Source organism: Castellaniella hirudinis, assembly GCF_047468865.1.
GTDB lineage: Bacteria > Pseudomonadota > Gammaproteobacteria > Burkholderiales > Burkholderiaceae_B > Castellaniella > Castellaniella hirudinis_A.
In genome coordinates, this window is the sequence record NZ_JBLGTV010000003.1 from 11,305 (window position 1) to 26,827 (window position 15,523).

Sequence of the window (15,523 nt, forward strand, 5' to 3'; positions counted from 1 at the left end):
ATCGAGCGCCCCCGCCCGGGCGGGGGGCGTGGATCAGACGTCCAATGCTTTGGAGATGATTTCCCGGACGTTGCGCGACAGGTCGGGGGCGGCCAGCACCCGCTGCAGCGCCGCCCGCATGCCGTCCCGGCATGACGGCTCGAAGCGCGCCCAGTTGTCGAACGCGCGCGCCAGGCGGGCGGCGATCTCGGGATTGAGCGGGTTGAGCGCCAGGACTTGTTCGGCCCAGAAGTCGTAGCCTTCGGGCGTGTGCAGCTGGGCGGGGTTGTCCAGACAAAAGCGGAAGATCACCGCGCGGGCCCGGTTGGGCGTGCGCAAGGTGAAGTCGGGCAGCGCCATCAGGGCGCGGGCCTGATCCACCGTGCAGGCGGGCGCGCTGGCCTGCAGGCCGAACCAGCTGTCCAGAACCAGGGGGTCGGCTTGCCAGCGCTGGTGAAAATCCCGCAGCAGGTCGTCGCAATCCTGGGGGGCATGTTGCACCAGGGCGGACAAGGCCCCCAGGCTTTCGGTCATGTTGCGCGCCTGGGCGTACTGCCGGCGCGCGCTGTCGATGGCGGCAGGTTCTTTGCCCGCCAGCAGGTAGGACAGCGCCAGGTTGCGCAGGGCGCGCCGCCCGGCGGCGACGGGGTCGGGCGAATACGGGCCGCCATCGTCGGCCAGGCTGTCATACAGGCGGCGCCAGTCGCCGGCCAGGGCGGTGCCCAGCGCCCGTTGCGTCTGATCCCAGGCGGCCACGGCGGCCTGGGGCGCCATCGGGCGACTGCGTTCGATCACTTCGCGCGCGGTGGGCAGGGCCAGCAGGCGGGCGCGGTAGGCGGCCGACAGCGCCGGGTTCCGCAGGGCGGCTTGCCAGGTTTCGATCAGGATATCCGCGGGCGGCGCATCGGTATCGTGGTCGGTTGCGGGCATCCGGGACAGCAGGTGGCGCAGCGCCAGTTCCTGGGTGGCGTCCCAGCGGGCGAAGGGGTCGGGATCGTGGCGGGCCAGCAGGGCCAGGTCGGCCGTGCCGCGCGGGGTGTCGATGAGCACCGGGGCCGAAAAACCGCGCAGCAGCGACAGCACGGGGGCGCTGGGGATGTCGTCCAGCACCCAGGTCTGCCGGGCCTGCTTGAGTTCCAGGATCACGGTGTCCTGCCGGCGGCCCTGCCAAGTGATGGGCAGGGGGTGTCCGTCGGCATCCAGCAGACCGATGGCGACCGGCAGGTGCAGCGGCGGTTTGTCGGCCACGGGCGTGGCGCGGGCCTCCAGCCCGACGGGGGCGCATTGCTGGGACAGCGTCAGGCTGAGTTGCCGGCGATCCGGGTGGTACTGCGATTGCACCCGCAGGCGCGGGGTGCCGGCCTGGGCGTACCACTGCCGGAACACCTGGAAATCCTGCCCCGGGTTTTGCCGGGTGTAGATGGATTCCATCACGTCGACGAAATCGTCGCAGGTGACGGCCTGGCCGTCGTGGCGGCGGAAGTATTCGTCCATGCCGGCGCGAAAGCCGGCTTCGCCCAGCAGGGTATGCTGCATGCGGATGACTTCGGCGCCTTTCTCGTACACCGTGGCGGTGTAGAAGTTGCCGATTTCCTGGTAGCTGTCCGGGCGGATAGGATGGGCCATGGGGCCGGCGTCCTCGGGAAACTGCATCATGCGCAGGACATGCACGTCGTCGATGCGCTTGACGGCCCGGGCGCTGGCGGCTTCTTCGGGCGGCAGGCCTTCGGCCAGCATGTCGGCCGAGAATTCCTGTTCACGAAAGACGGTCAGGCCCTCTTTGAGGGATAACTGGAACCAGTCGCGGCAGGTGACCCGGTTGCCGGTCCAGTTGTGGAAGTATTCGTGTCCGATGACATCTTCGATGCGCCGGTAGGCGGTGTCCGTGGCGCTGTCCGGGTCGGCCAGGACATAGGCGGCATTGAACACGTTGAGCCCTTTGTTTTCCATGGCCCCCATGTTGAAGTCGCGCGCCGCCACCACCATGAAGCGGTCGAGGTCGAGCGCCAGCCCGAAACGCCGCTCGTCCCAGTGGAGGGCGCGCGTCAGGCAGTCCAGCGCCCAGTGGGTCTTGGGGCCGCTGCCTTTGTCGCTGTACACCTGCAGCAGCACGGGCCGCCCGCTGCGCGTGGCGTCGCGGCGCTCGATGCAGTCGAAGTCGCCCGCCACCAGGGCGAACAGGTAGGCGGGCTTGGGGTGGGGGTCTTGCCAATGGGCCTGGATGCGGCCGTCGGCCAGCGTGGTCTGCTCGACCAGGTTGCCGTTGGACAGCAGGATGGGGTAGGCCGAAGGCTGCGCCCGCAGGACGACGTCGAAGCGGGACATGACGTCGGGGCGGTCGGGAAACCATGTGATGCGGCGAAAGCCCTGGGCCTCGCATTGGGTAAAGAGCTTGTCGCCCGAGACATACAGCCCCATCAGGGTGGAGTTGCGGGCCGGATGGCAGTGGCTGGCGATGCCCACGGTGAAGGCTTGCCCGCCGGCCGGCGGCGACAGCCGCAGGGTCTGGGTATCCAGCTGGTATTCGCCGGGCACCAGCGCGCGGCCGTCCAGGGTGACGTCGATGAGTTCGAGGTCTTCGCCGTGCAGAACCAGGGGCGTGCCCGGCGCGGTGTGCGCGGCGGGCTGGAAATGCAGCTCGGACTGTACCCGGGTGGTGTCGGGGTCCAGATCGAAGGCCAGCCTGACGTGGGACAGGCGATAGGGGAAAGGGGTGTAATCCTGGCGATGAATCGTCTGGACGAGATCTGTGCGCATGATTTTTCCGTAAAGCCGATATCAGGCCTGTATTGTAGTCGGCCGGCAGTACGGGGGCGGCGTGCCGCGCCCAGCCAGGCGCGGCGGTGGCGCGCCACGGGTGTGGCGGGCGGGTGGCGTTGGATCAGGCGGTTTTTTCGATCAGGAAAGTATCGCGGGAAGTGCCGGCGGCCTCGGCGTCGGACACCCAGCGCGGCGGCTTGCCGCGGCCGGTCCATTCGGCTTTGGTTTCGGGGTGGCGGTATTTTGGCGGAATGACGCGCTTGGCGCCGGTGCTGGGCTTGCGGGTGCCCGCGGCGGCGCGGCCAGCGGGTTTTTTGTCGAATGCCTCGGCGATTTCTTCCGGGGTGATGCCATAATCGCGCATCGAGCGCACAATGGAGGTAATAACGGGCTTGCGTTGTTTGGCCTGCAGCGATTCCAGTTGCTTTTCTATTTTGGCCATTTCTTTTTCGAGGCGGGTTTTCTGTGCGGCAAAATTACTGCGGGCCATATGGGGGCTCCTGAGGTGGCGGCTGGAAATCCAACCGGGCTATTGATAGGCGGAAAAATCAAAGTGCCTGGTATTTTAATCTGATTGCCATGCCTTTATGCAAGTTTGTGCCGGATTTAAAATGTATCAACTGTTTAGTCTCTCTTTTGCCGTGTTGTTTTAAGCTTGTTTATTTCTTTTCCAAGCCGGCCGCCTCGTGATGGCGCGTCCGCCGGATGGAAATCATCGAAACGAAATCTGGATCAGGAATATCACCATGCAAGAGGATGTCTTTCCCGTGGCTGCCGTGCAAATGGTATCCGGCCTGTCGTTGGACGATAATCTGCGGCAGGCGGCGCACTGGGTCGGCGAGGCCGCCCGGGCGGGGGCCCGGTTGGTCGCTTTGCCCGAATATTTTTGTTTCATGGGGCGGCGCGATCCCGATAAGCTGGCCTTGGCCGAAACCCCCGGCGCGGGGCCCATCCAATCTTTTTTGGCCGACCTGGCCCGGCGGCATGGGCTCTGGCTGGTTGGCGGCACCTTGCCATTGCACAGCCCGGATGCGCAACGCATCTACAATGCCTGTCTGGTTTTCGATCCCCAGGGACGGCAAGCGGCCCGCTACGACAAAATCCACCTGTTCGGTTTTAAAAAGGATGCCGAATCCTACGACGAATCCATTTCGATCCGGCCGGGGGATAATCCGCCCCAGGTGTTTTCCATGCCGTTCGGACGGGTCGCCCTGGCGGTCTGCTACGACTTGCGTTTCCCGGAGCTGTTCCGGGCGCAAGGGGATGTGCGCCTGATGGTGGTGCCCGCCGCTTTTACCTACACCACGGGTTCTGTACACTGGCAGGTGTTGTTGCGCGCGCGCGCCATCGAGAACCAGTGTTATGTCCTGGCCAGCGCCCAGGGCGGGGTGCACGAAAACGGCCGTCGCACCTGGGGGCATTCCATGCTGATCGACCCCTGGGGCGATGTGCTCGCCAGCCTGCCCGAAGGCCCGGGCCTGGTCTCGGGGGCCCTCGAAGCCGCCCGCCTGGCTGCGGTGCGCCAGGCTTTGCCGGCGCTGCGCCATCGCGTTTTATAAAGTCTGACGGACCTCATATAGATGAAATTGATAGAACCGGGCCTGGACGCCCTGAATACCGCCCGCTCTCTGCTGCTGGACCCCTGGGGCCTGGACGAATCCCATCTGGCGCGGGCCCTGTCCGAAATCCACAGCCATCGGGTCGATTATGCCGACCTGTATTTCCAATACAGCTGCTCCGAGGGCTGGGGGCTCGAAGAAGGCATCGTCAAGACCGGCAGTTTTTCCATCGACCAGGGGGTGGGGGTGCGTGCCGTCAGCGGCGAGAAAACCGCGTTTGCCTATTCGGATTCGCTATCGCCCGAGGCCTTGCTGTCGTCGGCCCGGGCCGTGCGCACGATTGCCCGCCAGGGGGCCGGGCGGCGCCGGGTGTCGGGCGGGCAGGATGCCCCGCATCATCTGTATCTCGGGGTCAACCCCGTGGATTCCCTGTCCGCACCGGACAAGGTGGCCTTGCTCGAACGCGTCGAGGCCATGGCGCGCGCGGCAGACCCCGGCATCATCCAGGTGATGGCCGGGCTGGCGGCCGAATACGACGTCATCCTGGTGGCCGGCAGCGATGGCCGGCTGGTGGCGGATGTCCGCCCCCTGGTGCGCCTGTCGCTGACGGTGATCGCCGAGCACAAGGGCCGCCGCGAAATGGGCCATGGCGGCGGTGGCGGCCGTACCGGCCTGGCCTACTTTACCGACGACGTGCTGCGCGGCTATGTCGAGCGCGCAGTTCACGAAGCCCGGGTCAATCTGCAGGCGCGGCCCGCGCCGGCCGGGCAGATGACCGTGGTGCTGGGGTCGGGCTGGCCCGGCATCCTGCTGCACGAAGCGGTCGGCCATGGACTGGAAGGGGATTTCAATCGCAAGGGCTCCAGCGTGTTTTCCGGCCGCATTGGCGAACAAGTCGCCTCCAAGGGGGTGACGGTGGTCGATGACGGCACCTTGCCCGACCGCCGGGGGTCGCTCAATGTGGATGACGAGGGCCACCCCACCCAGCACAATGTGCTGATCGAAGACGGCATCTTGCGCGGCTACATGCAGGATTCCCTGAATGCCCGCCTGATGAAGCAGGCCCCCACGGGCAATGGGCGCCGGGAATCCTATGCGCACCTGCCCATGCCGCGCATGACCAACACCTACATGCTGGCGGGACAGGCCGATCCGCAGGAAATCGTCCAGTCGGTCGAACGGGGGCTGTATGCGGTGAACTTCGGCGGGGGCCAGGTGGATATCACCAGCGGCAAGTTCGTGTTTTCCGCCTCCGAGGCCTATCTCATCGAAAACGGCAAGGTGACGCACCCCGTCAAGGGGGCCACCCTGATCGGCAGCGGCCCGGAGGCCATGCGCCGCATCGGCATGGTCGGCCACGACCTGGCCCTGGATTCGGGGGTGGGCACGTGCGGCAAAGAAGGCCAAAGCGTGCCGGTCGGGGTGGGCATGCCCACCCTGCGCATCGACGGCCTGACCGTGGGCGGCACGGCCTGAGCCGTCCGCGCAGCGGCGCGCGCGCCGGCAGCCGCGGCCTGATTCGCGTCGCGGCGCAGCGGCAGCTGTGGCCTGATTCGCGCCGTGGCGCGCCGGCAACCGTGGCTTGATTCGCCCAGGCGCGCCGGGCCGCGCCGCCGTTCAGTGGCCGAACACCTGGCGCAGGTAGGCCAGGAAAGTCGCGTCGGTGCAGTGTTCCTTGCCGGGGCTGTCGGCCAGCTTGGCCGTGGGCATCCCGTTGCATTCAAACAGCTTCATCACGATGTTCAAAGGCTGCGGGCCCAGGTCGTTGGTGAGGTTGGTGCCGATGCCGAAGGCCAGCTGGACGCGGTCGGCGAAATGCCGGTAGATGTCCAGCGCCCTGGGCAAGTCCAGCCCGTCCGAAAACACGAAGCGCTTGGTGGCCGGGTCGATGCGCAGGGCCTGGTAGTGCGCGATGGCTTTTTCGCCCCAGGCGATGGGGTCGCCGGAATCATGCCGCAGGCCGTCGAACAGCTTGGCGAAATACAGGTCGAAATCGGCCAGGAAGGCATCCATGCCCACCACGTCGGTCAGGGCGATGCCCAGGTCGCCGCGATATTCCTGCACCCAGTCTTCCAGGGCGCTGCGCTGGAAATCGCGCAGGCGCACCTTGCCGAAGGCCTGGTAGGACTGCAGGTATTCGTGCGCCATCGTGCCCACCGGCACCAGCCCGTGGGATCGCGCCAGCGCCACGTTGGATGTCCCCGTGACAATATGCGGAACGGCCTGGCGCAGCCGGTCGACGACTTCAGCCTGCCAGGCGCGGGAAAAGCGCCGGCGCAGGCCGAAGTCGGATATCTGCAGGGGAAAGCGGCGCGCGGGTTCGGCGGAAAAGCCGCGCAGCAGATCGATTTTGCCCTGCAGACGGCGGCGGCCCTCGGCCAGTGTTTCCGGGGTGTCGTAGCGCCGGAAATACAGTTCGTTGACGATGGCCAGCACGAAGATTTCAAAGCCCATGACGTGCACCTGGGGGCCGCGCGCCACGATCTTCAGCGTGTCGCCGTCCGTGCCGATCTCAATGAAGCGCCGCTGAAAATGAAACAGCGACAGAAAATCGACGAAATCGGATTTGATATAGCGCAGGCTGGCCAGGTAATCGAGCTCGGCCTGGGTAAACCGCAGGGTGCATAAGTGGTCGATCTGGGCGCGCACCGCCGCGGCCAGATCCGCCAGCGGGTGGGCGGGCGGCTGGCGGCAGATGAAGCGGTATTCGGCCTGTGCCGCCGGATGCCGGTGCAGCATGGTTTGCCACATCGTGAATTTGTACAAATCCGTGTCCAGCAGGGACTGGATCACGGGCTTGAAGGCGGTGTCGGCCATGTTGCGCGGGCCTCAGGCCTGCAGCCGGGCGCGCTGGGCGCGCACCCGATCCAGGGTCTCGCCAAACTGCGCCAGCCGCGCGTGCTCTTGCTCGACCACGGCGGCGGGCGCGCGCTCGATGAAGCTTGGATTGGACAGCTTGACCTTGGCCTTGGCGATTTCTTTTTCCAGGCGGTCGATTTCCTTGTCCAGGCGGGCGCATTCCGCAGCCACGTCGATTTCGACATGCAGCATCAGCTGGGTGGTGCCCACGACCTGCACCGGCGCCCCGATTTCCGGCAGCTGATCCACGGCGCGGACGCTTTCCAGGCGGGCCAGGGCCATCAGGTAAGGGGTCTGTTCCGGCAGATTGCCGCCGGCGTCCTGCACCAGCAGGGGCACCCGCTGGCTGGGGGGCAGGTTCATTTCGCCGCGCAAGGCCCGGATGGCGTCAGTCAAGGACTTGAATTCGGCCATTTGCCGGGCCGCTTCGTCGTCCAGCAATGCGTCGCATGATTGCGGGAAGGCCTGGACGCTGAGGCTGGCCGGGATGTCGGCGGGCCGCACCCCGGCGGCCACCGAGACTTTCTGCCAGAGTTCCTCGGTGATGAATGGCATGATCGGGTGCACCAGGCGCAGCAGGGTTTCCAGCACGTGGATCAAGGTGCGCCGGGTGGCGGCCTGCTGGGTGGCGTCGCCCGTGTTCAGGCGAACCTTGGCCAATTCCAGATACCAGTCGCAGTATTCGTCCCAGATGAAGTGGTACAGGCGGTCGGCCACCTGGTCGAAACGGTACTGGGCGAAGCCGGCATGCACATCGCCGACCAGCCGCTGCAGGCCGTCGATGATCCAGCGGTCGGCAAAGGACAGGTCGCCGGGCTGCGGTTGGCCCAGGGGGTGTCCCTCGACGTTCATCAGCACGAAGCGCGTGGCGTTCCAGAGTTTGTTGCAGAAATTGCGGTAGCCTTCGCAGCGCTTCAGGTCGAAGTTGATGTTGCGCCCCAGCGTGGCATAGGCCGCCATGGTGAAGCGCAGGGCATCGGTGCCGTAGGCGGGAATGCCGTCGGGGTAATCCTTGCGGGTGCGCTTGCGGATGCTGTCGGCCTGTTTGGGGTTCATCAGGCCGGCCGTGCGCTTGGCCAGCAGGGAATCCAGCCCGATGCCGTCGATCAAATCCACCGGGTCGATGGTGTTGCCCTTGGATTTCGACATTTTCTTGCCTTCCATGTCGCAGACCAGGCCGTGGACATAGACCGTGCGGAAGGGCACCTGGCCGGTGTGGTGCATGCTCATCATGATCATGCGCGCCACCCAGAAGAAAATGATGTCGAAGCCCGTGACCAGCACCCCAGAAGGCAGGTAGCGGGACAGGTCGGGGGTTTGTTCGGGCCAGCCGAGATCCGTGAACGGCACCAGGGCCGAGGAAAACCAGGTGTCCAGCACGTCCGGGTCGCGCGTCAGGGGGCCGGCGACGCCGGCCGCGCGGGCCTGGCGTTCGGCGTCCTCGGCGGAGTGCGCCACGAAGATGCGGCCATCCTCGGCATACCAGGCGGGGATCTGGTGGCCCCACCACAGCTGGCGCGAAATGCACCAGTCCTGGATTTTTTCGAGCCATTGCTTATAGGTGGTGGTCCAGTTTTCGGGCACGAACTTGACCCGCCCATCGGCCACGACGTCCAGCGCGACCTGGGTGATGCTCTTGCCCGGGTGCAGGCTGTCCGCAGGGGCGGGCTGGCTCATGGCGACGAACCACTGGTCGGTCAGCATGGGCTCGATGATGCTGTTGGTGCGGTCGCCCCGGGGCACCATCAGCTTGTGGTCGCGCACCTGCGCCAGCAGGCCCTGGGCCTGCAGGTCGGCCACGATGCGCTGGCGGGCCTCGAAGCGATCCAGGCCCCGGTACGCGGCGGGCGCGTCCTGGGTGATTTTGGCATCCAGCGTCAGCACGCTGATCATGGGCAGCTGGTGGCGCTGGCCCACGGCATAGTCGTTGAAATCGTGCGCCGGGGTGACCTTGACCACCCCGGTGCCGAATTCACGATCCACGTAGTCGTCGGCGATGATGGGGATTTCACGGCCCACCAGCGGCAGGATGACGGTTTGGCCGATCAGGTGGGCGTAGCGCTCGTCTTCGGGGTGCACCATGACGGCCACATCGCCCAGCATGGTCTCGGGCCGCGTGGTGGCGACCACCAGGTGGGTCAGGCCATCGGCCGGGGTGCCGAGCGGATAGCGGATTTCCCACATGTGGCCGTCTTCTTCGGCGCTGACGACTTCCAGGTCGGACACCGCCGTGCCCAGCACCGGATCCCAGTTGACCAGGCGCTTGCCCCGGTAGATCAGGCCTTGTTCGTACAGGCGGACAAAGACTTCGATCACCCCGCGCGACAGGCGCTCGTCCATGGTGAAGTATTCGCGCGACCAGTCGCAGGAGGACCCCAGGCGGCGGAATTGCCCCGTGATGGTGTTGCCGGACTGCTCTTTCCAGGCCCAGACGCGATCCAGGAATTTGTCCCGGCCCAGATCGTGGCGCGACACCCCTTCGGCATCCAGCTGGCGTTCGACCACGATCTGGGTGGCGATCCCGGCGTGGTCGGTGCCCGGGATGAACACCGTGTCGTCGCCCTGCATCCGGTGGTAGCGGATCAGGCCGTCCATGATGGTCTGGTTGAACGCATGGCCCATGTGCAGGGTGCCGGTGACGTTGGGGGGCGGGAACTGGATGGCGAATGGGGCGGACGCCCGGCCCGGCGCGGGATCGACGTGCCGCCCGCCGGCAAACAAGCCGTGCTGGTTCCAGTAGGCGTACCAGCGGGATTCGATATCCTGGGGGTCGAAACTTTTTGACAGGGAGGCGGAGGAGGAGTCGCTCATGGGATTGGGCAGCGAAAAAACGATTATTGTAGGCGGATGGGCCGCGAAAGGCGCATGGTAAAATGCGCGGTTGACCGTATGCGGCGGTGATGCCCCGGCTAAGGCGGGGCCGTTGCGCGGGCTTCATTCTACCTTTTCACCAGAGAAATCCTTTTTCTCCGATTCTTACCGGAAAACTCCGTCATGGCTATTGAACGCACCCTCTCCATCATTAAACCCGATGCCGTCGCCAAGAACGTCATCGGCCAGATCGTCGCCCGTTTCGAAAAGGCCGGCCTGACGGTGGTTGCCGCCCGCCTGCAGCAGTTGTCGCGTGGCGAGGCCGAGCGCTTCTATGCCGTGCACAAAGAACGCCCTTTCTTCAAGGATCTGGTCGATTTCATGGTGTCCGGCCCGGTGTTCGTCCAGGTGCTTGAGGGCGAATCCGCTATCGGCAAGAACCGCGACCTGATGGGCGCCACCGACCCGAAAAAAGCCGAACCCGGCACCATCCGCGCCGATTTCGCCGACAGCATCGACGCCAATGCCGTGCATGGCTCGGACGCCCCGGAAACCGCCGCCGTCGAAATCGCTTTCTTCTTCCCCGAAAGCAACGTCTTCAGCCGCTGATCCCGTGGCTGGCGGGCCTCGCCGGAGCGGGGCCCGCGTGTTCATCTTCTGATTCTCATGTCCGATACCGATCTCATCAATGTCCTGGGGCTGGATCCCGCCGCACTGCAAGCCCTGGTTGCGCAATGGGGGGGCAAGCCTTTCCGCGCGCGCCAGTTGTCGCAGTGGGTGCACCAGCGCGGGATGGATCGGTTTTCCGACATGAGCGACCTGGCCAAGGATTTTCGCGCCCAGCTGGACGCCCGCTGCGTGGTTCAGGCCCCGCCGCTCAATTTCCAGAAGCATTCGGCCGATGGCACCCGCAAGTGGCTGTTCGACATGGGGGCGGGCAACGCCATCGAAACCGTCTACATCCCCGAAGACGACCGTGGAACGCTGTGCATTTCCAGCCAGGCGGGGTGCACGGTGGCCTGTCCGTTCTGTTCCACCGGCTACCAAGGCTTCAGCCGCAACCTGACCACCGCCGAAATCATCGGCCAGCTGTGGTACGCCAATCGCGCGCTGCGCGACGACCCCCAGGCCGCCCGGCTCAACGGGCCGGCGGCCGATGCTCGGCGGGCCGTCAGCAACGTGGTCATGATGGGCATGGGCGAGCCGCTGCTGAACTACGACCAGGTGCTGGGGGCGCTGCGCCTGATGGTCGATGACCACGCTTATGGCCTGTCGCGCCGGCGGGTCACGGTGTCCACCTCGGGCGTGGTGCCCATGATCGACCGTCTGGCCCGGGACTGTCCGGTGGCGCTGGCGGTGTCGCTGCATGCGCCCAACGACGCCTTGCGCGACCGCCTGGTGCCGCTGAACCGCAAGTATCCCCTGGCCCAGCTGCTCGATGCCTGCAACCGCTATCTCGAAGTCGCCCCGCGCGATTTCATTACCTTTGAATACATCATGCTCGATGGCGTCAACGACGCCGACGAGCAGGCCCGAGAACTCATCCAGATTGCCCGCCAGGTTCGCTGCAAGTTCAATCTGATCCCGTTCAATCCCTTCCCGCAGTCCGGCCTGAAGCGTTCCACTTCGGCCCGCATCCGTCTGTTTGCCCAGCAGCTGACCGATGCGGGGCTGGTGGTCACGGTGCGCAAGACCCGGGGCGACGACATCGACGCCGCCTGTGGCCAGTTGGCCGGCGAGGTCAAAGACCGCACCCGCATCGACGAGCGTCTGCCGGACCGCGCCCGCATCGTCATCCGCAAAAAGGAACATCAATGAGCGATATTCCCAGCGATACCCCATCGTCCGCCGCCGGCGGGCCTGAAACCCTCTCGCTAGGCGAAACCTTCAGGCGTCTGCGCGAGACCCGCGGCCTGACGCTGCCGGAAGTCTCCGCGCGGATCAAGTATTCGGCGGTGCAACTGGGCCACCTGGAAGCCTGCGACTGGTCGCGCCTGCCGGATGGGGTGCCCTTGCGCGGGCTGGTGCGCAATTATGCGCGCTTCCTCGAAGCCGACTCGGCGGCGCTGTTGCAGCTGCTGGATCAGGCCGTGGGCGCCACGCGGCCGCCCACGGTGGCCGGCGGCGCGTCGGCGGCGCGCCGCGTCGTCCAGCAGGCCGACATGACGCCCCGGGGCGAGCCCGCCCATCGCACCTGGGCCTGGCTGCTGGTTTTGCTGATCTTGCTGGCCGTGGCGGGGGGGTATGCCATCAACCGGGGCTGGGTGCCCGAAGAATGGCTGATTTTCGATTGGTTGAAGGCTTTGCGGCCATGACATCCGAAGCGCTTGCCGCTGAACCCGCCGCCGCTGCCCGGCGCATCACCCGCGCCGTCGCCGTGCGCTGGGGGGATCACGCGGTTCAGGTCGGGGGGGATGCGCCGGTGGTGGTGCAGTCCATGACCAACACCGATACGGCCGACCCCCAGGCCACCGCTTTGCAGGTGCGCGATCTCTGGCAGGCGGGTTCCGAGCTGGTCCGCGTGACGGTCAATACCCCGGAGGCCGCCGCCCAGGTGGCCGCTCTGCGCAATGCCCTGGACGGCCTGGGGGTGCCGGTGCCGCTGGTGGGGGATTTTCACTATAACGGCCACAAGCTGCTTACCCAGTTCCCGGATTGCGCGCAGGCCCTGTCCAAATACCGCATCAATCCCGGCAATATGGGGGCGGGCAAGCACCGCGACGACAATTTCGCGCAGATGATCGAAGTCGCCTGCCGCCACGACAAGCCCGTGCGCATCGGGGTCAACTGGGGCAGTCTGGATCAGACGCTGTTGGCGCGCATGATGGACGAAAACGCGGCGCGCGCCCGGCCCTGGACGGCCAATGCCGTGATGCGCGAAGCCCTGGTGGTCTCGGCCATCAGCAATGCCGAACGCGCCCAGGCGCTCGGCCTGCCCGGCAATGCCATCATCCTGTCCTGCAAGGTCAGCCATGTGCAGGACTTGATCGCCGTCTACCAGGATCTGTCCCGGCGCTGCGACTATCCCCTGCACCTGGGCCTGACCGAAGCCGGGATGGGCTCCAAGGGCATCGTCGCGTCCACCGCCGCCCTGGCCGTGCTGCTGCAGCAGGGGATTGGCGACACCATCCGCATTTCCCTGACGCCCGAACCCGGCGGCGACCGCTGCCGCGAGGTCGTCGTGGCCCAGGAAATCCTGCAGACCATGGGGCTGCGCGCGTTCACGCCCATGGTGGTGGCCTGTCCCGGATGCGGGCGCACCAGCAGCACGGTGTTCCAAGAGCTCGCCGCCAGCATCCAGGACTACCTGCGCCAGCAGATGCCCGTCTGGAAAAACCAATATCCCGGGGTCGAGAACATGCACGTGGCCGTGATGGGCTGCGTGGTCAATGGCCCGGGCGAGAGCCGCCATGCGGATATCGGCATCAGCCTGCCGGGCACGGGAGAAGTCCCGTCCGCGCCGGTGTATGTCGATGGCAAGCGCGTGGTCACCTTGAAAGGCGAGCACATCGCCCGGGAATTCAAGCAGATTGTCGAAGATTACGTGGCACGCCGCTATGGGCCGGACGGGGACGCCCCCGCGCATCGTCCCGGCGTGGTGCCGCGCCAAGCAGGTTGATTCATGTCCGCATTCAAGAAAGTCGCCGGCCTGACCGGCATGAAAGACGCTTTACCCCCGGAATCCGCGCAATGGGAGGCCCTGGAGGCCCTGGTGCGCGATTGGCTGGCCGCGTATGGCTACCAGAACATGCGCACGCCGGTGCTGGAACACACCCGCCTGTTTGCGCGCGGCATCGGTGAAGTCACCGACATCGTCGAAAAAGAAATGTATTCCTTCGTCGATCCCCTGAACGAAGACCGCCTGACCATGCGGCCGGAATTCACGGCGGGCATCGTGCGCTCGGCCATCGAGCACAACTTCCTGTACGACCGGCCCCGGCGCATCTATGCCATGGGGCCGGTGTTCCGTCACGAACGCCCGCAACGCGGCCGCTACCGCCAGTTTCACCAGATCGACGTCGAAGCCCTGGGCTTTGCCGGGCCCGACGTCGATGCCGAACTGATCCTGATGCTGGCGCGCCTGTGGCGCCTGCTGGGCCTGGACGACATCCGCCTGGAACTCAATTCGCTGGGGCAGCCCGCCGAGCGCGCGGCCCACCGCGCCGCCCTGGTCACCCACCTGGAAAAGCACATCGACGTGCTGGACGATGAGGCCCGCCGCCGCATGCACAGCAACCCGCTGCGGGTGCTGGACACCAAAAATCCCGCCATGCAGGACATGGCCGACAGCGCGCCGCGCCTGTTCGACTTCCTGGGCGAAGAATCCCTGGCGCATTATCGCGGCCTGTGCGCCCGCCTGGATGATGCCGGGATTGCCTACACGCTCAATCCCCGGCTGGTGCGCGGGCTGGATTACTACAATCTCACCGTTTTCGAATGGGTGACGGATCGCTTGGGCGCGCAGGGCACGGTCTGCGGCGGGGGGCGTTATGACGGCCTGATCGCGCTGCTGGGGGGCAAACCCGCCCCGGCGGTGGGTTTCGCCATCGGCATGGAGCGCCTGCTGGATCTCTGGTCGCAACGGGCGGACACCCTGGCCGCGCCCGAATGCCAGGTGTACCTGATCCACCAGGGCGATGCCGAACAGCGCTGCGCCGCCCGCCTGGCCGAGGCGCTGCGCGATGCCGGCCTGCGGGCACTTGTCCATGCGGGCTCAACTGGGTTTAAATCACAGTTTCGCCGAGCGGACGCCAGCGGCGCGCAGGCCGCGGTCATTATCGGCCCGGACGAACTGGCCGCGGCCCAGGCCTCGGTCAAATGGCTGCGTGCCGGCGATGCGGGCGAAGCCCAGCAAGAAACCGTCGCCTTTGACGCGCTGGCCCAATACCTTAAACAAAGGATCTGATTTCAGGCATGGCATACGATCTCGAAGAACAGGAAAAACTCGACGCGCTGAAGGCCTGGTGGGAACGCTATGGCACACTCAGCATGGTGCTGGTGCTGGCGGTGGTGCTGGCTTTTGCCGGCTGGCGCGGCTGGCAGTGGTATGCTTCGCACCAGGCCGCGCAGGCCATGGGCTACTACGAAGCCCTGGAGACCGCGGCCAGCCAGCCGGGTGAAGAATCCATCGCGCGCATCAAGGCCGCCAGCGCGGCGCTGCGCGACGGCTACCCGGCCTCTGGCTATACCGCGCGCGGCGTTCTGGTCGCCGCCTGGGCGCTCCAGGATCGCAAGGATCTGGATGGCGCCCGTGCGCAGCTGGAATGGCTGGCGCGGGATGCGTCGGCGCCGGCGTTGCAGGCGGTGGCGCGGCTGCGCCTGGCGGGCGTGCTGCTGGCCCAGCAGCAATACGAGCCCGCGCTGGCCCAGATCCAGGGGACGGCGCCGGCCGGTTTCCAGGGCCTGTATGCCGACCGGCGGGGCGATATCCTGGCCGCGCAGGGGCAGGCCGACCAGGCAGCCCAGGCCTGGCACGAAGCCCTGGCGGCCTTTGGCGCGGACCCCGCCGCCCAGATCGTCCAATTGAAAATCGACGCCTTGAACGGAGCCTGATC

Annotated in this window: 12 protein-coding genes; 8 read left to right on the top strand and 4 right to left on the bottom strand. The window is 66.2% G+C overall.

What is annotated here, in order from left to right; genetic code table 11:
- Window positions 1–33: 33 nt before the first annotated feature.
- Entirely contained in the window at window positions 34–2,736 is a 2,703-nt protein-coding gene (pepN, locus tag ACMHYJ_RS05545) for an aminopeptidase N (protein WP_414245218.1), read from the bottom strand.
- A 124-nt stretch (window positions 2,737–2,860) separates the two neighbouring features.
- A complete protein-coding gene (locus tag ACMHYJ_RS05550) occupies window positions 2,861–3,229 on the bottom strand; it encodes an H-NS family nucleoid-associated regulatory protein (RefSeq protein ID WP_414245219.1) in 369 nt (122 codons plus the stop codon).
- Window positions 3,230–3,485: 256 nt separating this feature from the next.
- Here ACMHYJ_RS05550 and ACMHYJ_RS05555 point away from each other — a divergent pair, with 256 nt between their 5' ends.
- Together ACMHYJ_RS05555 and tldD are read left to right on the top strand one after the other, a co-directional pair.
- The gene (locus ACMHYJ_RS05555) at window positions 3,486–4,298 is read left to right on the top strand and encodes a carbon-nitrogen hydrolase family protein (protein WP_414245220.1); all 813 of its coding nucleotides are present in this window, start codon (window positions 3,486–3,488) and stop codon (window positions 4,296–4,298) included.
- 21 nt (window positions 4,299–4,319) lie between these two features.
- Window positions 4,320–5,774 (top strand): metalloprotease TldD, encoded by a 1,455-nt coding sequence (tldD, locus tag ACMHYJ_RS05560; protein WP_414245221.1) that lies wholly within the window; start codon window positions 4,320–4,322, stop codon window positions 5,772–5,774.
- A 141-nt stretch (window positions 5,775–5,915) separates the two neighbouring features.
- Here the strand turns inward: tldD and pncB are convergent, their stop codons facing one another.
- Both pncB and ACMHYJ_RS05570 read right to left on the bottom strand, forming a co-directional pair.
- Window positions 5,916–7,115, bottom strand: a complete 1,200-nt coding sequence (gene pncB / locus ACMHYJ_RS05565; RefSeq protein WP_414245222.1) for a nicotinate phosphoribosyltransferase — start codon at window positions 7,113–7,115, stop codon at window positions 5,916–5,918.
- A 12-nt stretch (window positions 7,116–7,127) separates the two neighbouring features.
- Window positions 7,128–9,968 carry a valine--tRNA ligase gene (locus ACMHYJ_RS05570; RefSeq protein WP_414245223.1) on the bottom strand — a complete coding sequence of 947 codons (2,841 nt, stop codon included), beginning with the start codon at window positions 9,966–9,968 and terminating at the stop codon, window positions 7,128–7,130.
- Window positions 9,969–10,151: 183 nt separating this feature from the next.
- On the opposite strand from ACMHYJ_RS05570, the gene ndk reads away from it, so the two are divergent.
- Genes ndk through ACMHYJ_RS05600 form a run of 6 tightly spaced genes read left to right on the top strand, consistent with a single transcriptional unit; the run spans window position 10,152 to window position 15,521 of the window.
- The gene (gene ndk / locus ACMHYJ_RS05575) at window positions 10,152–10,577 is read left to right on the top strand and encodes a nucleoside-diphosphate kinase (protein ID WP_414245224.1); all 426 of its coding nucleotides are present in this window, start codon (window positions 10,152–10,154) and stop codon (window positions 10,575–10,577) included.
- 57 nt (window positions 10,578–10,634) lie between these two features.
- Complete coding sequence (gene rlmN, locus ACMHYJ_RS05580; RefSeq protein WP_414245225.1) at window positions 10,635–11,786, top strand: 23S rRNA (adenine(2503)-C(2))-methyltransferase RlmN; 1,152 nt, start codon at window positions 10,635–10,637, stop codon at window positions 11,784–11,786.
- Complete coding sequence (locus tag ACMHYJ_RS05585) at window positions 11,783–12,283, top strand: helix-turn-helix domain-containing protein (protein WP_414245226.1); 501 nt, start codon at window positions 11,783–11,785, stop codon at window positions 12,281–12,283. Before rlmN ends, ACMHYJ_RS05585 begins: the two co-directional genes overlap by 4 nt.
- Entirely contained in the window at window positions 12,280–13,587 is a 1,308-nt protein-coding gene (gene ispG / locus ACMHYJ_RS05590) for a flavodoxin-dependent (E)-4-hydroxy-3-methylbut-2-enyl-diphosphate synthase (protein ID WP_414245227.1), read from the top strand. The genes ACMHYJ_RS05585 and ispG overlap by 4 nt, the downstream gene beginning before the upstream one ends.
- A 3-nt stretch (window positions 13,588–13,590) precedes the next feature.
- Window positions 13,591–14,874: a histidine--tRNA ligase gene (hisS, locus tag ACMHYJ_RS05595; protein WP_414245228.1), complete on the top strand. Its 1,284-nt coding sequence runs from the start codon at window positions 13,591–13,593 to the stop codon at window positions 14,872–14,874.
- Window positions 14,875–14,882: 8 nt separating this feature from the next.
- On the top strand, window positions 14,883–15,521 hold the full coding sequence (locus ACMHYJ_RS05600; protein WP_414245229.1) for a YfgM family protein: 639 nt from the start codon (window positions 14,883–14,885) through the stop codon (window positions 15,519–15,521).
- Window positions 15,522–15,523: the final 2 nt, after the last annotated feature.

Bases quoted from the DNA above. Each gene is read 5' to 3' on its own strand.
- rlmN (WP_414245225.1), top strand. From the start codon at position 10,635: ATGTCCGATACCGATCTCATCAATGTCCTGGGGCTGGATCCCGCCGCA.
- ACMHYJ_RS05570 (WP_414245223.1), bottom strand. From the start codon at position 9,968: ATGAGCGACTCCTCCTCCGCCTCCCTGTCAAAAAGTTTCGACCCCCAG.
- ACMHYJ_RS05600 (WP_414245229.1), top strand. From the start codon at position 14,883: ATGGCATACGATCTCGAAGAACAGGAAAAACTCGACGCGCTGAAGGCC.
- tldD (WP_414245221.1), top strand. From the start codon at position 4,320: ATGAAATTGATAGAACCGGGCCTGGACGCCCTGAATACCGCCCGCTCT.
- pncB (WP_414245222.1), bottom strand. From the start codon at position 7,115: ATGGCCGACACCGCCTTCAAGCCCGTGATCCAGTCCCTGCTGGACACG.
- ACMHYJ_RS05555 (WP_414245220.1), top strand. From the start codon at position 3,486: ATGCAAGAGGATGTCTTTCCCGTGGCTGCCGTGCAAATGGTATCCGGC.
- ndk (WP_414245224.1), top strand. From the start codon at position 10,152: ATGGCTATTGAACGCACCCTCTCCATCATTAAACCCGATGCCGTCGCC.
- ACMHYJ_RS05550 (WP_414245219.1), bottom strand. From the start codon at position 3,229: ATGGCCCGCAGTAATTTTGCCGCACAGAAAACCCGCCTCGAAAAAGAA.
- pepN (WP_414245218.1), bottom strand. From the start codon at position 2,736: ATGCGCACAGATCTCGTCCAGACGATTCATCGCCAGGATTACACCCCT.
- ACMHYJ_RS05585 (WP_414245226.1), top strand. From the start codon at position 11,783: ATGAGCGATATTCCCAGCGATACCCCATCGTCCGCCGCCGGCGGGCCT.
- ispG (WP_414245227.1), top strand. From the start codon at position 12,280: ATGACATCCGAAGCGCTTGCCGCTGAACCCGCCGCCGCTGCCCGGCGC.
- hisS (WP_414245228.1), top strand. From the start codon at position 13,591: ATGTCCGCATTCAAGAAAGTCGCCGGCCTGACCGGCATGAAAGACGCT.